Raw genomic sequence first — 15,575 nt, forward strand, 5'->3', positions numbered from 1 at the left:
TGTATAGACTGGTGGAGGCAAGCGGGATCGAACCGCTGACCTTCTGCGTGCAAAACAGATGCTCTACCAGCTGAGCTATACCCCCAGGTAATTCTTGCTTAAAGCATAAATCACTCAGGCTGAAATGCAAGAAATATTTATCTATTAGGCTATTGCTAAATAGTGTACAAATTCTGCAGGGTGTACACACTTCTCTATTTTTTTGTCTCCTTAGCGTTATACGTCACACCATCCAAATAAATCTGTGAACTGAAAATTAACAAGAAGTTTTCCTTTGGAAATTTTTTTAAATTATTCATAGATTTTTTAACTAAATTATCACTAACGCAGTATATTATATAATTTATTTAACCACACATGAAAATTTTAGTTTGATTAAAACGGATAAAAACTGTATTGATGTTTAGTATAGCTGAAAAATGAAATGATCCCGTAGCTCAGCCGGTAGAGCAACTGACTTTTAATCAGTGGGTCACGCGTTCGAATCGCGTCGGGATCACTCACAAATTTTGAAAAACATGCTAAAAGAACAAGACAAAATATTCACCAACCTAAATGGTAAAGGAACTCCACTACTTGAGGGTGCAAAAAAACGTGGTAGCTGGCAAAAAACAAAGGAATTACTGGATTTAGGATCAGAAAAGATCATTGATGAAGTAAAGAAATCTGGTTTGAGAGGTCGAGGGGGTGCAGGATTTTCCACCGGCCTTAAGTGGAGCTTTATGCCCAAAAATCTCCCAAAAGCATATTTAGTAGTCAATGCAGATGAGTCAGAACCTGGTACATGTAAAGATAGAGATATATTGCGATATGAGCCACATAAGTTACTTGAGGGAATTCTCCTGGCCGGCAAAGCGATCAGCGCATCAGTTGCATATATTTATATCAGGGGTGAATTTTATAATGAATATTTAGTTCTAAAAAAAGCACTTGAGGAAGCCTATAAAGAAGGTTTAATTGGAAAAAATGCCTGCAAATCAGGTTATGATCTTGATGTGTTTATCCATAGGGGCGCAGGAGCTTACATATGTGGGGAAGAAACAGCTCAACTCGAATCAATTGAAGGAAAAAAGGGCTTTCCTCGCATGAAGCCTCCATTTCCCGCAGGTGTTGGACTTTTTGGCTGCCCAACCACAATAAACAACGTTGAAACTATAGCCATGGTTCCAGATATTCTGAATCGCGGAGGAGAATGGTTTGCATCTCTTGGTAAACCAAATAATACTGGTACCAAGGTCTTTTGTATTTCAGGGCACGTAAACAACCCGTGTAATGTTGAAGAAGAGCTCGGAATTCCATTACGTGAATTAATTGAAAAATACGCAGGTGGAGTGCGAGGAGGTTGGGATAATTTACTTGCTGTAATACCTGGTGGGTCTTCAGTGCCATTAATTCCAAAATCTATATGTGATACTATTGAAATGGATTTTGATTCATTAAGAACTGCACAATCAGGGCTTGGTACTGCTGCTGTAATAGTGATGAATAAATCAACTGATATAATAGCTGCAATAGAGAGGTTATCACACTTTTATATGCATGAGTCCTGTGGACAATGCACACCATGCCGTGAAGGTACTGGATGGATGTGGAGGATTATGAAGAGGATGGTGGCAGGAGATATTAAGCCTGATGAAATAGATAAGCTGCTTGACCTTACAACTCAAATAGAAGGACATACAATTTGCGCACTTGGCGATGCTGCAGCTTGGCCGATTCAAGGATTAATAAGACATTTTCGCCATGTTATCAAAGAGAGAGCGATAATTTAACTTTACTTATACTTCTTAAGCCGTTTTGCTACTTAGCAACCAGAGCTAAAAAATATTGATTCCCTTCTCTTTTAGGTGCCAATTCTACCTTTGCGATATCTTCAGTGTCTCGAATTAGCCGTTCTAATTTTTCCAGTCCAACTTCAGTGTTTATAAGCTCTCTCCCTCTAAATCTCATTGTGACTTTAATTTTATGTCCGTGGGCAAGTAAGTCTCTTGCTTGACGCAATTTTGTTCCGTAATCGTGATCACCAATATTGGGACCCAGTTTAATTTCTTTTATAGTTAATGTTTTTTGTTTCTTTTTTGCTTCACTTGCTTTCTTTTTTATATCATACTTTTGCTTGCTATAATCCAGAATTTTACATACTGGAGGGGTTGAATCAGGTGCAATTTCCACCAAGTCTAAACCAACACCCTGTGCAAATTCCAAAGCTCGTTCTATTGGCACGATTCCGACCATTTCACCACTATGATCAACTAAGCGTACCTCCTTAGCTGTGATAAATCCATTAATTCTGTTTTTATTGTTCTTTTTAACTTGCAAACTTTAACTCCCTTAATTCAAATTAATACTTTTTAACAGCGATTCATTAGCCTTTTCCAAAGAAAAAGACTCCTGTCTTTCCGATCCTAAATTTCTTACTGACACAGTTTTACTTGTAACTTCATTTTTGCCTACAATCCACAATATAGGAACCTTGTTTGAACTATGCAAACGTATCTTATAACTAATTTTTTCATTGGTCAAATCAGTCTTGACTCTCACACCTTGTTCTTTTAAAATATTGCTAATTTCTGTGGCGTAACCGTCAGCTTCATTTGTAATGGTCAGAATAGCAAGTTGCGTTGGAGCAAGCCAAACTGGAAATTTTCCTGCATAATTTTCTATCAAAATTCCGATAAAACGCTCAAAAGTCCCAAGAATTGCCCTATGTAACATGACAGGGTGATGCTTGTGCCCATCTGCCCCTATATAAAAAGCTCCCAGACGTTCTGGTAAAATGAAATCAACTTGTAATGTTCCACATTGCCAATTTCTGCCTATTGCGTCTTTCAAAACGAACTCTAACTTTGGACCATAAAATGCACCTTCACCAGGGTTAAGTTTATAACTCAAGCCCGCTTCTTTAACGGCTTCAAGCAGCGCTTTTTCAGCTCTATCCCACACTTCATCATTACCTGCTCTAATATCTGGACGGTCTGAAAATTTCACAGAAATTTCATTAAATCCAAGCTCTGAATATACTTCTTTTAAAAGGTCACAAAACTTTATAGTCTCAGAATTCACTTGTTCTTCCATACAAAAAATGTGTGCATCGTCTTGCGTAAAACCACGCACTCGCATCAGTCCGTGCAATGAGCCTGAGCTTTCATTTCTATGGCATGCGCCAAACTCTGCCATACGTATTGGTAAATCACGGTAGCTCCTGGTGTGAGAATTAAAAATCTGCACATGACAAGGACAATTCATGGGTTTTATTGCTAACTTTTTATTCTCAGATTCGTCAACAATAAACATATTTTCACGAAACTTATCCCAATGTCCAGATCTTTCCCACAGCTCTTTACTTACTAAAATAGGAGTTTTTACCTCAAAATAGCCATTATTTATTAGCTTCTTTCTGATGTAAGACTCAAGAACATTATATAGAATATATCCTTGTTCATGCCAAAAAACCTGCCCAACAGCTTCCTCTTGAATGTGAAATAAATCCATATCCTTAGCAATTTTGCGGTGATCACGTTTTTCTGCTTCTTTGAGGCACTCAAGGTAAGCGTTTAATTCATCCTTATTTCCCCATGCTGTGCCATATATTCGCTGCAACATTGGGCCCTTAGAATCACCACGCCAGTATGCACCCGCTACTTTCATAAGTTTAAACGCTTTAACTCTACCGGTTGATGGTGAGTGCGGACCACGGCATAGGTCAACAAAATCACCTTGCCTATAAACAGTTAGGTTTTCACCCTCTGGTATGGATGAGATAATATCAACCTTATATTTTTCACCTATACCACTAAAGAAATCAACTGACTGCTTGCGAGTCCAAACTTCTCGAACAAATCTGTGGTTACTTTTTACAATCTCTTTCATTTTCTTTTCTATTGCGGTAAGATCGTCCGTAGTGAAGGTACGATCTGTAGCAAAATCATAGTAAAAACCGTCCTGAATTGTTGGGCCGATAGTAATCTGAGTATTAGGAAATAGCTCTTTCACTGCCTGCGCCATTATATGAGCAGCATCATGCCTTATTATATCTAAACCCACTTCGTCACTCAGTTGTATCACCTCTATCTCTGCATCAGCTTCAATTTCACGTGAGAGGTCATATAGCTCACCATTTACTTTCAATGCAACTACTTCTTTCAAAGCATCCGGTTGTAATATATCAAAGCCAGTGACTTTACCACTGTATTCTTTTACTTTTTGTTCGGTTGAAAAAGTAACCCTAACCATAAATAAACCTATACGGACATGTAGCTTGAAGGCGGTTTGCTTCTTCCAACGGTGTCATCCCAGTGTCACGCACATAGCCATACGAACATTCATTTTCGAAGGTAAATTGCACAGCAAATGGTGTCATCCCAGTGCTTGACACTGGAATCCAGCTTTTTTGTAATTTCATTGAAAATGTTGCATAGTGTGCTTGTTCACAATCAATTTTACTGGATCCCAGTGTCAAGCACTGGGATGACACCTTTGTGTTTGAGGCAAAACAGGCTATAACATTTAACATACTGCCCTCGCAAACAAATGTTCGTACAGTTGTGTATCAGCTACTGGGATGACACCACCCCTAGTGGGCACTGCCCCTAAATCATAATGGATAACAGGGTTATAAGCTCTGAACATTAATAATAAGGCCTATTCTTTTTTAACCTGAGTGCAATTGCGTCTTCCCAAACTTCACCATTACGCAATAACTTTTCTTTATTGTACATTAGCTCCTCTCTTGTTTCAGTAGCAAATTCAAAGTTAGGACCTTCAACAATTGCATCAACTGGACATGCCTCTTGGCAAAGTCCGCAGTATATGCATTTTGTCATATCAATATCATAGCGCGTGGTGCGGCGACTACCGTCTTCTCTTTCCTCTGCTTCAATAACTATTGCTTGAGCAGGGCAGATAACTTCACATAATTTACAAGCTATGCATCGTTCTTCACCGTTTGGATACCTACGCAACGCATGCTCACCACGAAACCTTGGACTTAAAGGGCCCTTCTCCATAGGATACCTCAAAGTAACCTTTGGCTTAAACATATATTTTAATGTAATAACAAACCCTTTAATTAACTCTACAAAAGACCAGTACCAAGCTAATTTCTTGAGCATAAAATATTTAAAACTTGTGTCAGTCATTATAAATCATATTATCAGTTTTCAAAATAAATATTTTCACCTGGGTGACTTTTTAGGTATTTTGGTTTCTTAAGTGTAATATTGCTAAGTAGTTTATATAAATAATGACAAACACAAATGAAACTATTTTCGCTTTATCGACCGTATTTGGTAAGTCAGGAGTTGCAGTAATCAGAATTTCAGGCAACTACGCGCTTAAAGCTTTAAATCATTTTCATATTAAGAAAGAAATTAAACCAAGATTTGCTACTTTAGTTGATCTATATGATGATTCCAGTCAATTGATAGATAATGGAATAATCATCTATTTCCCTGCTCCAAACAGTTTCACTGGCGAGGACGTTATAGAGTTACAAGTGCATGGAAGCAAGGCAGTTATAAAAATCATCTTGGAGGAATTATCAAAAGTTTTCGTTATGGCCAAGCCTGGAGAATTCTCACTTAGGGCTTTTCTAAATGGTAAATTTGACTTAACGCAAATAGAAGGGATTGCAGACTTAATTGATGCTGAGACGAAAATGCAAGCTAAACAAGCGATTAAGCAGATATCAGGAGAATTGGAGAGACTATACAGCAATTGGAGGCAAAGATTAATAAGGATACAATCCAAAATCGAAGCATATATAGACTTTCCAGAGGACATTTGGGCAGAAAAAAGTGAATTGGAAAAAATTAATAATGAAGTGCAATCTCTCGTGCAGTTGATACAAGAGCATTTAAATGATAATAGACGGGGCGAAAGGTTGCGTGAGGGTTTACATATTGTAATAACTGGTGAACCAAATGTCGGTAAATCAACTCTGTTTAATTTCTTAGCCAAGCGTGATATTGCTATTGTTTCTGAATATGCAGGCACAACAAGAGATATACTTGAAGCTCATATTGACATTGGCGGATACCCAATCATTCTCTCTGATACTGCTGGAATTCGTGAAAGTTCAGATCCAATAGAATTAGAAGGTATAAGTCGAGCGAAAAAGAGGTCTTTTGAAGCTGATTTAAGAATAGAGCTATTTCCTTTTGAACAACGACACGATGTCAATTATCAAGCCACAGGCAATATACCATCTGTCGTTGACACACAACTATGCAAATATTGTAATCAACAAACGGTGTCATCCCAGTGCTTGACACTGGGATCCAGATATAAAAATACTTGCAAATTATGCAATAGACAATGGATTCTAGAAACATGTGCTGAAAACAATGTTCATAGCTGGATTCCAGTGTCAGCTACTTGCATGACATCAGACCAAAATGACACCATTTATGTATTGAGCAAAGCTGACGATGTTATCAATAATCACAATATAAAAATTAATGGCATAGATCTTTTACCCATTTCTATTCTAAAGGAAATAGGTACAAACAAATTGATCTCTCTCATAAAAGAGAAGGCAGAGGAAAAATTTGGGCACGATAGAGACACTCCTGTAATCACTCGGCAAAGACATAGGAATCACATGAAGAAAGCACTGGAACATTTACAACGTTTTAATATCGATAATCCAATTGAGTTGATATCTGAAGATTTGAGGCTTGCTGCATTTGAACTTGGTGCGGTGATTGGAATTATTGATGTTGAGGAAATATTGAGTAGTGTGTTTAGCAACTTTTGCGTGGGCAAGTAAAGCTTTTATAGATTGCTTAAAATCAAATGTTGTGATAGAAAAGAAATGGACGGATGGCCGAGCGGTTTAAGGCACCAGTCTTGAAAACTGACGTACGTGATGAGCGTACCATGGGTTCGAATCCCATTCCGTCCGCACAGCATCTCGCTATGCTAGCTGATTTTTAGAGCTTATTTGGACTATGTGGTTCATAACGCTGGAAATCTTGTCTAATCTAGCCACATCTTTTAAAAATACATCCCTTTGTAAATTGACCTTGTTAGCAAAGAAAGCTAATATCTATAAATAGATCACCATCTGAATATGAAAACCGATATAGTAATAATAGGTGCAGGACCTGTTGGAATATTCACTGCTTTTCAAGCGGGAATGCTTGATATGAGATGTCATATAATAGATGTTTTGGATCAAGCAGGAGGACAATGCACAGCTCTTTACCCAGAAAAGCCAATATATGATATACCTGGTTATCCTGTAATCACTGCCCAAAAATTAATTGAGCAACTAATGGAGCAATCTTCGCCATTTAAGCCTGTTTACCATTTAAGTCAAAAAGTGGAAAAGATTTCAAATAACGAAGGTGAAAGCTTTACTGTCATAACGAACATAGGTACAGAGGTAAAATGCAAAGCCGTTATTGTTGCTGCAGGTAACGGAATGTTTGAACCTAACCGTCCACCCTTAAGTGGTATATTAGAATATGAAAATAAATCTGTATTTTACAGTGTAAATAAAATTTCTGATTTTCAGGACAAAACTATAGTCATTGCAGGTGGGGGTGATTCTGCGGCTGATTGGACTGTAGAACTTTCTAAAGTTGCGAAGAAAATTTATGTGATACATAGGAGAAAGGAATTTCGCTGCACTCCTGAAACTAGAAATAAATTAGAATCACTTGAAATTGATGGAAAAATAGAACTGGTAGTGCCATATCAATTACACGAACTAGCAGGAGGTAATGGGCAGTTGAGCGCAGTGATAGTAAAAAACATTGCCTCTAAGGAAGAAAAAGAAATATCCGCTGATTTTTTGCTGCCATTTTTTGGATTGTCAATGAATCTTGGTCCAATAAACAATTGGGGTATACAGTTAGAACATAGCCGCATAGTTGTCGACCCAGCTACACTTAAAACCAGTAGAGATAGGATATATGCAATCGGAGATATAGCTATTTATTCAGGCAAACTAAAATTAATACTAAATGGTTTTGCTGAGAGCGCCATGGCTTGTTATGACATATACAAAGTAATCCACAACTCTCCGGTTAATTTTCAATATTCAACCTCAAAGGGAATTCACGGAAAAGAAAAACTTCCTTGACAAACCTCGCCAGCTCCCTTATCATGAAACTGAAGCTATTGTATTTGCTTTCGCCAATCTGCAGATTAAAAGGTAAGGATTACTTAATGTATCGGCGTCTTATGTTCAATTTTTTGCAGTATATAGATACTGTATGTCTTTACAAAACTTCATCTACATCTAGATTTTTATCTAAATAAGCTGAACGCGCTTATAAAGCGTTACAAGACATCAAAAAATGCCAATACTCGACAGAGATAGTAAAAGACTAGCTAACTCGGGGATTCTTTGTCTTTTTTTCTGCTTAGTAAATTTCTTAAACGTTTGCAGCGTAAGTTAGTTGCAATTAAAAGCAGCTTAATCTCGCTTGTCAAGCGTTTAAAACATAAAAAACGCCAATATTTTAAAGCGGATAATAACCCCAGGGCTTCTTTTGCCTTTTTTTTCATTTGGTAAATTTCTTAAATATTTATGGCTAAACGACAACCGTCATCCCGCTGCTTGTTAGCGGGATCTAGAGATACCGCGAATGAATCGCGGTATGACGTAGGACTGCTGTCATCCCAGTGCTTGACACTGGGATCTAGTTTTCCATATAATCTCATCGAAAATGTTGTAACCACTTTCTGTGCTAGTTTGCTTGCTTACAAGCAAACTTTCCTGGATCCAAGTAGTCAGGGCACTGAGATGACACCCTCTTGGATGAAAACCAGTATCAGCTACTTTCATGACACCATTCTTTTTTCTGGATCCAAGTAGTCAGGGCACTGGGATGACAGGAGAAAGAGGCACTGGAATGACAAAGAGGGTACTTGGATGACAGGAGGTAATGCAGGAAGTCTAATAGTGCAGCAACACGGAACCCCAGGTCAGGCCTGCACCTATTGAAATCAGCAGTACCAGATTTCCTGATTTTATTTTTGATTCTTGTATTGCATAGTCTAAGGCCAGTGGAATTGATGCCGCTGAGGTGTTTGCATGCTTATCAACGGTATTAATCACTTTCTCTATAGGAAAATCTAATTTCTTTACTACTGCTTCAATAATACGAATGTTTGCTTGATGGGGAATTAACCAGTCAATATCAGTGATTTTCAAATTATTGCATTTCAGAGTTTCCTCTACTGAGGCTGTTAACTTATCCACTGCATGTTTAAACACTTCTCTTCCATTCATGCATATTTTTCCAGAATCACCAGTTGAGGATATCCCTCCGTTCGTACATAGTATGTCCACATTGCCGTCAGAGTATAAGTTTGTTGATATGATGCCGCTTCTACCCATTTCTGATTTCATCACCACTGCACCAGCACCATCACCAAAGAGTACACAAGTTGACCTATCTTCCCAATCAACAATCCTAGACATTATTTCAGCACCTATAACCAATGCATATTTAATTCTATTGTTAGATTTTATGAGCGAATCAGCAACTGTAACTGCATATATAAAACCAGAGCATGCTGCTTGTACATCAAAAGCAAATGCGTTTTTACATTTTAACTTACTTTGTACAATCGTTGCACAGCTAGGAAAAGTTTTATCAGGAGTTGTTGTAGCAACTATAATCAAGTCAATTTCATCTACTGAAATTTTAGCTTTTTCTATAGCACTTTTTGCTGCATTTACAGCTAGATCTGACGTTAGTTCTCCTTCATCTGCTATATGCCTTTGAACTATTCCTGTTCTCTGCCTTATCCATTCATCGCTCGTCTCAACTATCGATGCAATTTCGTTGTTACTCAACATTTTTCTTGGTAGGTAAGATCCAGTGCTTAATATGAAACTTTTATTCAATATGACTTACCCCGTTAATTATCTTTTGATTTAAATTTTCACTAATTGCATTTACTGCAAATTTTATGGCATGGGCAAAAGAAATAGCATCAGAATTTCCATGACTTTTAATGATGATACCATTCAGCCCTAAAAACATAGCTCCACTTCTAATTTTGGGATTAAAACGCGTTAAAGCTTTATTTAGTTTGGATTTTAACAATATACCAACAAGCATTTTCGCTATCCACGAATTGAATACTTCCTGCTTTATTAGATTGATAAAGGTACTAGCGGTTGCCTCAGCCGTTTTGAGCATTACATTGCCAACAAAACCATCAGCAACAATCACATCTATATTACCCTCTAAAAATTCACTTGCCTCTATATACCCTTTGAAATTAATGCCTGGAGCGTTTTTAAGCAACTCAAAAGCGCCGCGCACTGAGTCATTACCTTTAACTTCTTCTGTGCCGATATTTAGCAAAGCAACTTCAGGATTGTCAATTTTTAATGCTATTTTTGCAAATATACTACCCATTAACGCAAATTGAAATAATGAGTCGGCATTACAATCAACATTTGCACCAAGGTCAAGCAAAGCGAAGCTTTTTGTCTTAGTTGGACAGATAGAGGCAATAGCAGGACGATAAATGTTTGGTAATGTTCCTAAAATAAATCTGGAAATTGCCATCAACGCTCCGGTGTTGCCTGAAGATACCACTCCGAAAGCTTTACCTTCTTTCACTGCAACAATTGCAGCTTTCATACTTGAGTCTTTACGATGTCTCAGCGCAAAAGATGGCTTATCATTTGCAAGGACATTGTCAGAACAATGAGTAAATTCAGAATTGTTACTTACTTTTTTATATTTCAAAAGCAAAGGAGATACTTCTTCCTTATCTCCATAAATATGAAAAAAAACTTTAATGCCTGGGTCAACAAGGTTGTCTAAAAAAAAACCAGCACCATGAATTACGGAAAGAGGCGCAAAATCGCCCCCCATAGCGTCAAGTGCAATAACTATATTATTATTGACCGTAGATAACATATCATAATAGTCACTCTGCCTGTTGCTTGATGAAAACCCGTTTTCCTTTGTAACTGCCATCAACTGCTACGTTATGAGGCAACATGAATTCCCCAGTTGTTGAACATACCACAACATTCTTAGGCTCAATAGCATGATGAGAACGATGCATATTACGCCTTGACTTTGACTTTTTTCTTTTTGGAACTGCCAAAACTTCCTCCATTCTACTACAAAATTCAATTCATTAGTAACATGTTTTTTACAGGAAGTAAACAGGGATAGTAAAATAAGTAAGGTTTGCTTATGTAATTGAGTTCTATAGCTAAAGTGGCTCTACAATTTGAAAAACCGTCATTCCGCTACTCGTTAGCGGAATCTATACCGCGAATGAATCCATAGCTGTACGAACATTCATTTTTGAAGGTAAATTGCACAACAGATGATGTCATTCCAGTCTGGAATCCAGAAATTTTGCTTATAACTGAGCTGATGAGCTAAAGGTAGTTGTCTTATGCTAAAACAAACGTTTTTAATTAAGTTGCATAGAAGCTGGATCCCAGTGGGCTTTGTTGCATCGCTAGCTATGATGGATTAAAGATAAAAAAGATAGGGAATATCAGTAGCTTATTATTCTGGTATTTATAACAAGAACGGTCAGTGAATACCTAAATTTGAGTAAAAGAAATTTCACTACCACTCACTAATCTGGCTAAAATTCAAGAATTTCAATGCTTTAGCTATTTTCAATAGAATTAAATTTATTAATATAAATAACAAATTACTATTCTTAAATTTGATCAGATTGATTGCAAAAAAACAAGATTTTCAATAAGTTGCTTATAATCCTAATTATAGTTAGCCTTTCATAAGTAGCGATGCAACAAAGCCATCCCAGTGTCTGGGCACTGGCCCACTGGTGGGAATTGCTCCCAAACTACAACGTTCGTACAGTTGTGGATACCGTGGCGGTATGACGTAGGGAAACCTTTCTTGGGTTAAGCTTTAAATTAAAACATCAAGTATATTGAACTTAAAACATATCTCAGCTATACTTTGCGATAAAGTTAATAAAAATTTTAATAAAATCAGTAAGACTAACCTCTAGCTAAAATGAATACAAAGTGAGCTTTTTTGATATAAATAGTGTTAGAATAATTGGTAGGTACTTTATCAATTTTTTGTTAAGGCTTGGTAGTGCATTCATATTTTTTATTCAATCTCTATACCACTGCCTTGTGCCACCATATTATTTTAGCAACATAGCAAGACAAATTATAGAGATAGGCTTTTTCTCTCTGCCAATTGTTGGGCTCACTGGAGTTTTTATAGGAGCGGCGATAGTTTTACAAAGTAGCTTGAGTGACCCATTAATTAACCAAGAACAGATAATACCCAAACTTGTTACGATCACTATCATTAAAGAGTTAGGACCAGTTTTGATCAGCTTAATAATGGTAGGAAAGGTTGGATCATCAGTTGCAGCAGAAATTGGTACGATGCGCATCACCGAGCAAATAGATGCCCTTACAACTTTGAACATCAACCCTTTCAAATATTTAATTGCACCAAGGATTTTAGCGTCAATCATAGTATTTCCCATACTTACAGTATGTGCAGATTTAATAGGAATATTTGGAGGATGCATCACTGCAGTCTTCGAATTTAACCACAATTTAAATATATACATTAAACACACAGCTCAGTTCTTTAATACGTATGATTTTATAACTGGGCTAATAAAAGCAACTGCATTTGGCGCCATAATTTCTGTCTCAAGCTGCTATTACGGTTACCATTGCAAAGAAGGTGCACGAGGAGTAGGTGTTGCTACAACATCAACTGTTGTTTTATCGTCCATACTGATCATTTTAGCAAACTACATGATTACTTTGATACATGCGTAACCCCATAATATCAATATTGAACTTAAGCTTATCTTTTGATGATAGGACAGTACTAAAAGATCTAAATTTTGATATATTAAAAGGGAAATCATTAGTCATACTTGGTGGCTCAGGAAGCGGCAAATCTGTATTAACAAAAACAATTATCGGCTTGCTTGCTCCAGACTCAGGGTCTGTTAAAATAAATAGTAAAAGCAAAAATAAATTTGGGGTTTTATTTCAAAATTCCGCTTTATTTGACTACGTTACAGTGTGGGAAAATATATCTTTTAATTATAAAAAGCGCTTTAATATCAGCAAAAAAGAGGCAAAACAGCTAGCAATCGAGAAGTTAAATGATGTTGGACTGGAGGAAAGCATAGCAGATATGTTTCCAATAGAGCTATCAGGTGGAATGAAAAAAAGAGTGGCACTTGCAAGGGCGATTGCACACAATCCAGAAATCATTATTTTGGATGAACCAACTTCAGGATTGGACCCAATTATGTCAGATATAGTAAACGAGATAATAATAAAATTATCTAGAGATCTTAACCCTACAATTATCACGATTACACATGATATTCATAGCGCATTTAAAATAGCTGATAAAATAGCAGTATTATATGAAGGGGAGATCATTTCCCATGGAACTGTTCAGGAAATACAAAATACTAATAACGAATATATAAAAAAATTCATTCATTATATATAGCTAAAGATATATACACTATTGCTAACAGTCATATTTTTAAGTTTTAACTTTGTAAAAGGTAGTGAACATTGGAATTCAGATTTTTTTCAAACTGGATCCTATAGCTAACACGTCATACCGCGATTCATTCGCGGTATCTCGGCATAGATTCCGCTAACTAGTAGCGGAATGACGAATTTGTCGTTTTTCAAATTGTCGTAAGTCAGTTTAGCTATATATAGGATGACAGAAATTGTTTGTATTAGCTATATTCAAAAGCTCTATTGATATTTTGCAATATTTGTGATAAAATAATAGCTTAAAGGTTGAGAGTAAAAATTTATGAGTGAAGCTCAAGGTCCAAACATTGCAGAATGGCAAGCGCAGCAGCAACACCAAGAGGCTGCTGGTGAGAAAAGTGGTTTTGGTCTTGGTCATAGTGACTCTGTTTCAACAGTTGTCGATGGAATGAAATGGTTGTTCAACTTTCATGAAGGAGCAATTGCTGCTTATAGTAACGTGTTTGAAGGTTTGGTGAGTGGCAGTAGTCTAGTAACATTGTTTGGAAAGTCAGGTAATATGTTTGGCATAAAACTTCTTGAAGGCCTTGCAGAATATTTTTCAGGTGGAGGTGGGGAAGATATGCCATCAGAAGAAATGGATATGGCTCATGGTGATGATGGACATCACTCAGATGATTACCCTCATGCCAATAACGAAATAGCTCATAATGCTGATGGTTTGCAAGACATGCATGATGCAGGTGATCACCATGGTCAATCTTTTTCACCTGGTCCTTCACCATCTGTTGGCGATGACCACGGACATGAACTTGGTTAAACACTTAAAAACTATTGAATAGTTGGAAGAAGGCCTAATAAGAAAAGTTGCTGTTGTTATGAGTTTGTCTTAGTGAAAAAGGTTTCAGTTTTGGGATCAACAGGAAGTGTTGGAAAAAAGACTGTAGATTTGCTCTCAAAGAGAAAAGAAGAATACCAAGTGGAAGCACTAAGTGCCCATTCGAACTTTGCTCTACTGGCACACCAAGCAAAACTGCTAAATGCAAAATATGTTGCTATCTCCGATGAAAGGCTTTACAAAGATTTGAAAGAAAGTTTACTTGGTACAGATGTAAAAATAGCAATTGGTGCTACAAATATTGCTACCATACCTGTTGATCTCTCAGTTGTTGCAATAGTTGGCATTGCAGGCCTTGGGCCAGTTATGGAAGTTATAGAAAGCGGTACCAAAGTCATTGCATTGGCAAACAAAGAAAGCATTGTTTGCGGTGGAAAGTTATTACTCAAAAAAGCTAAAGAAAAAAATGTACAAATAATCCCTATTGACTCTGAGCACAATGCAATTTTTCAAATTTTGCAAAATGACGACAAATGCGTAGAAAAGATCATACTTACTGCTTCTGGTGGACCATTCTTAAATTATAGCCTTGAGCAATTAAGAAATGTTATGGTAGATAAGGCGCTTAGTCACCCCACTTGGAATATGGGAAAGAAAATCTCGGTTGATAGCGCAACAATGATGAATAAGGCACTAGAGATAATAGAAGCACATAACTTGTTTAATATCAGCCCGGATAAAATTGAAGCAATAGTGCATCCTGAGTCAATAGTACATGGAATTGTAACTTATAAGGATGGGTTCAACTTTGCTGTGCTTGCAGAAACTGACATGGCAATTCCTATTTCATATGCTCTATCTTGGCCGGAAAGATCAGCTTTAAATCGTAAATTAGATTTAACAAAGCAAGGAAAATTGACCTTTCAAGAACCAGACCATAAGCGTTTTCCTGCGCTAAAGCTTAGCATGGCAGTGTTAAACTCTTCTGCTCCACAAACAAACAGTATTGTGCTCAATGCTGCAAATGAAATAGCTGTTAATGAATTTTTGAAGTCACGAATCGGCTTTTTAAAAATAGTAGAGGTAGTGGAATCAACAATGGAAAGTTTTGGTAGTTATACTGATATTAATTCACTATCTGATATAATAAATATTGATTATGAAAGTCGTATTATTGCTCACAAAATTGTTGAAAGTAAAGTTGTTGCGTATAGCTAGAGTAATGTAACCAGACTGCATTCTGTGATTTTTAGCAAAACACGA

General features: G+C 36.9%; 15 protein-coding genes and 3 tRNA genes. 9 read left to right on the forward strand and 9 right to left on the reverse strand.

The features are described 5' to 3' along the window. Positions 1-9: 9 nt before the first annotated feature. A tRNA-Ala gene (locus tag ACQH2O_RS07375) sits at positions 10-85 on the reverse strand. A 341-nt stretch (positions 86-426) separates the two neighbouring features. On the opposite strand from ACQH2O_RS07375, the gene ACQH2O_RS07380 reads away from it, so the two are divergent. After that, positions 427-499 (forward strand) — tRNA-Lys (locus ACQH2O_RS07380). 19 nt (positions 500-518) lie between these two features. After that, entirely contained in the window at positions 519-1,772 is a 1,254-nt protein-coding gene (gene nuoF / locus ACQH2O_RS07385) for an NADH-quinone oxidoreductase subunit NuoF (RefSeq protein ID WP_010962959.1), read from the forward strand. A gap of 28 nt (positions 1,773-1,800) precedes the next feature. Here the strand turns inward: nuoF and infC are convergent, their stop codons facing one another. From infC to nuoI, 4 genes are all read right to left on the reverse strand, one after another. Next, complete coding sequence (gene infC / locus ACQH2O_RS07390; protein ID WP_006279610.1) at positions 1,801-2,319, reverse strand: translation initiation factor IF-3; 519 nt, start codon at positions 2,317-2,319, stop codon at positions 1,801-1,803. Between the two features lie 12 nt (positions 2,320-2,331). Next, on the reverse strand, positions 2,332-4,233 hold the full coding sequence (gene thrS / locus ACQH2O_RS07395) for a threonine--tRNA ligase (RefSeq protein ID WP_425385182.1): 1,902 nt from the start codon (positions 4,231-4,233) through the stop codon (positions 2,332-2,334). Then, entirely contained in the window at positions 4,226-4,513 is a 288-nt protein-coding gene (locus ACQH2O_RS07400; RefSeq protein ID WP_010962961.1) for a hypothetical protein, read from the reverse strand. The genes thrS and ACQH2O_RS07400 overlap by 8 nt, the downstream gene beginning before the upstream one ends. A 115-nt stretch (positions 4,514-4,628) precedes the next feature. Further along, on the reverse strand, positions 4,629-5,111 hold the full coding sequence (gene nuoI, locus ACQH2O_RS07405) for an NADH-quinone oxidoreductase subunit NuoI (RefSeq protein ID WP_038199316.1): 483 nt from the start codon (positions 5,109-5,111) through the stop codon (positions 4,629-4,631). A gap of 131 nt (positions 5,112-5,242) precedes the next feature. Here nuoI and mnmE point away from each other — a divergent pair, with 131 nt between their 5' ends. From mnmE to ACQH2O_RS07420, 3 genes are all read left to right on the forward strand, one after another. Next, a complete protein-coding gene (gene mnmE, locus ACQH2O_RS07410) occupies positions 5,243-6,769 on the forward strand; it encodes a tRNA uridine-5-carboxymethylaminomethyl(34) synthesis GTPase MnmE (RefSeq protein ID WP_425385183.1) in 1,527 nt (508 codons plus the stop codon). Between the two features lie 47 nt (positions 6,770-6,816). Next, positions 6,817-6,904 (forward strand) — tRNA-Ser (locus ACQH2O_RS07415). A 168-nt stretch (positions 6,905-7,072) separates the two neighbouring features. Then, positions 7,073-8,089 (forward strand): NAD(P)/FAD-dependent oxidoreductase, encoded by a 1,017-nt coding sequence (locus ACQH2O_RS07420; RefSeq protein WP_038199260.1) that lies wholly within the window; start codon positions 7,073-7,075, stop codon positions 8,087-8,089. Positions 8,090-8,626: 537 nt separating this feature from the next. Here ACQH2O_RS07420 and ACQH2O_RS07425 read toward each other — a convergent pair. From ACQH2O_RS07425 to rpmF, 4 genes are all read right to left on the reverse strand, one after another. Further along, entirely contained in the window at positions 8,627-8,797 is a 171-nt protein-coding gene (locus tag ACQH2O_RS07425; protein WP_010082311.1) for a hypothetical protein, read from the reverse strand. 111 nt (positions 8,798-8,908) lie between these two features. Next, the gene (locus ACQH2O_RS07430; protein WP_010962965.1) at positions 8,909-9,865 is read right to left on the reverse strand and encodes a beta-ketoacyl-ACP synthase III; all 957 of its coding nucleotides are present in this window, start codon (positions 9,863-9,865) and stop codon (positions 8,909-8,911) included. After that, the gene (plsX, locus tag ACQH2O_RS07435; protein ID WP_038199264.1) at positions 9,858-10,895 is read right to left on the reverse strand and encodes a phosphate acyltransferase PlsX; all 1,038 of its coding nucleotides are present in this window, start codon (positions 10,893-10,895) and stop codon (positions 9,858-9,860) included. The genes ACQH2O_RS07430 and plsX overlap by 8 nt, the downstream gene beginning before the upstream one ends. 10 nt (positions 10,896-10,905) lie before the next feature. Then, on the reverse strand, positions 10,906-11,088 hold the full coding sequence (gene rpmF, locus ACQH2O_RS07440; RefSeq protein ID WP_010962967.1) for a 50S ribosomal protein L32: 183 nt from the start codon (positions 11,086-11,088) through the stop codon (positions 10,906-10,908). A 910-nt stretch (positions 11,089-11,998) separates the two neighbouring features. Here rpmF and ACQH2O_RS07445 point away from each other — a divergent pair. The 4 genes from ACQH2O_RS07445 to dxr all read left to right on the forward strand — a co-directional run bounded on the left by ACQH2O_RS07445 (position 11,999) and on the right by dxr (position 15,530). After that, positions 11,999-12,781 (forward strand): MlaE family ABC transporter permease, encoded by a 783-nt coding sequence (locus ACQH2O_RS07445; RefSeq protein ID WP_038199265.1) that lies wholly within the window; start codon positions 11,999-12,001, stop codon positions 12,779-12,781. Next, on the forward strand, positions 12,774-13,475 hold the full coding sequence (locus ACQH2O_RS07450) for an ABC transporter ATP-binding protein (RefSeq protein ID WP_425385184.1): 702 nt from the start codon (positions 12,774-12,776) through the stop codon (positions 13,473-13,475). Before ACQH2O_RS07445 ends, ACQH2O_RS07450 begins: the two co-directional genes overlap by 8 nt. Before the next feature lie 321 nt (positions 13,476-13,796). Next, positions 13,797-14,294 carry a hypothetical protein gene (locus ACQH2O_RS07455; RefSeq protein ID WP_010082318.1) on the forward strand — a complete coding sequence of 166 codons (498 nt, stop codon included), beginning with the start codon at positions 13,797-13,799 and terminating at the stop codon, positions 14,292-14,294. Between the two features lie 72 nt (positions 14,295-14,366). Continuing rightward, positions 14,367-15,530, forward strand: coding sequence for a 1-deoxy-D-xylulose-5-phosphate reductoisomerase (gene dxr, locus ACQH2O_RS07460; protein WP_070356952.1), 1,164 nt, complete (start codon positions 14,367-14,369; stop codon positions 15,528-15,530). The last annotated feature ends 45 nt before the right edge of the window (positions 15,531-15,575 follow it).

Origin of the sequence: Wolbachia endosymbiont (group B) of Schoenobius gigantella, assembly GCF_964031005.1 — a bacterium.
Classification (GTDB): domain Bacteria; phylum Pseudomonadota; class Alphaproteobacteria; order Rickettsiales; family Anaplasmataceae; genus Wolbachia; species Wolbachia pipientis.

Bases quoted from the DNA above. Each gene is read 5' to 3' on its own strand.
- nuoF (WP_010962959.1), top strand. From the start codon at position 519: ATGCTAAAAGAACAAGACAAAATATTCACCAACCTAAATGGTAAAGGA.
- thrS (WP_425385182.1), bottom strand. From the start codon at position 4,233: ATGGTTAGGGTTACTTTTTCAACCGAACAAAAAGTAAAAGAATACAGT.
- ACQH2O_RS07400 (WP_010962961.1), bottom strand. From the start codon at position 4,513: ATGTTAAATGTTATAGCCTGTTTTGCCTCAAACACAAAGGTGTCATCC.
- nuoI (WP_038199316.1), bottom strand. From the start codon at position 5,111: ATGCTCAAGAAATTAGCTTGGTACTGGTCTTTTGTAGAGTTAATTAAA.
- mnmE (WP_425385183.1), top strand. From the start codon at position 5,243: ATGACAAACACAAATGAAACTATTTTCGCTTTATCGACCGTATTTGGT.
- ACQH2O_RS07420 (WP_038199260.1), top strand. From the start codon at position 7,073: ATGAAAACCGATATAGTAATAATAGGTGCAGGACCTGTTGGAATATTC.
- ACQH2O_RS07425 (WP_010082311.1), bottom strand. From the start codon at position 8,797: ATGAAAGTAGCTGATACTGGTTTTCATCCAAGAGGGTGTCATCTCAGT.
- plsX (WP_038199264.1), bottom strand. From the start codon at position 10,895: ATGTTATCTACGGTCAATAATAATATAGTTATTGCACTTGACGCTATG.
- ACQH2O_RS07450 (WP_425385184.1), top strand. From the start codon at position 12,774: ATGCGTAACCCCATAATATCAATATTGAACTTAAGCTTATCTTTTGAT.
- ACQH2O_RS07455 (WP_010082318.1), top strand. From the start codon at position 13,797: ATGAGTGAAGCTCAAGGTCCAAACATTGCAGAATGGCAAGCGCAGCAG.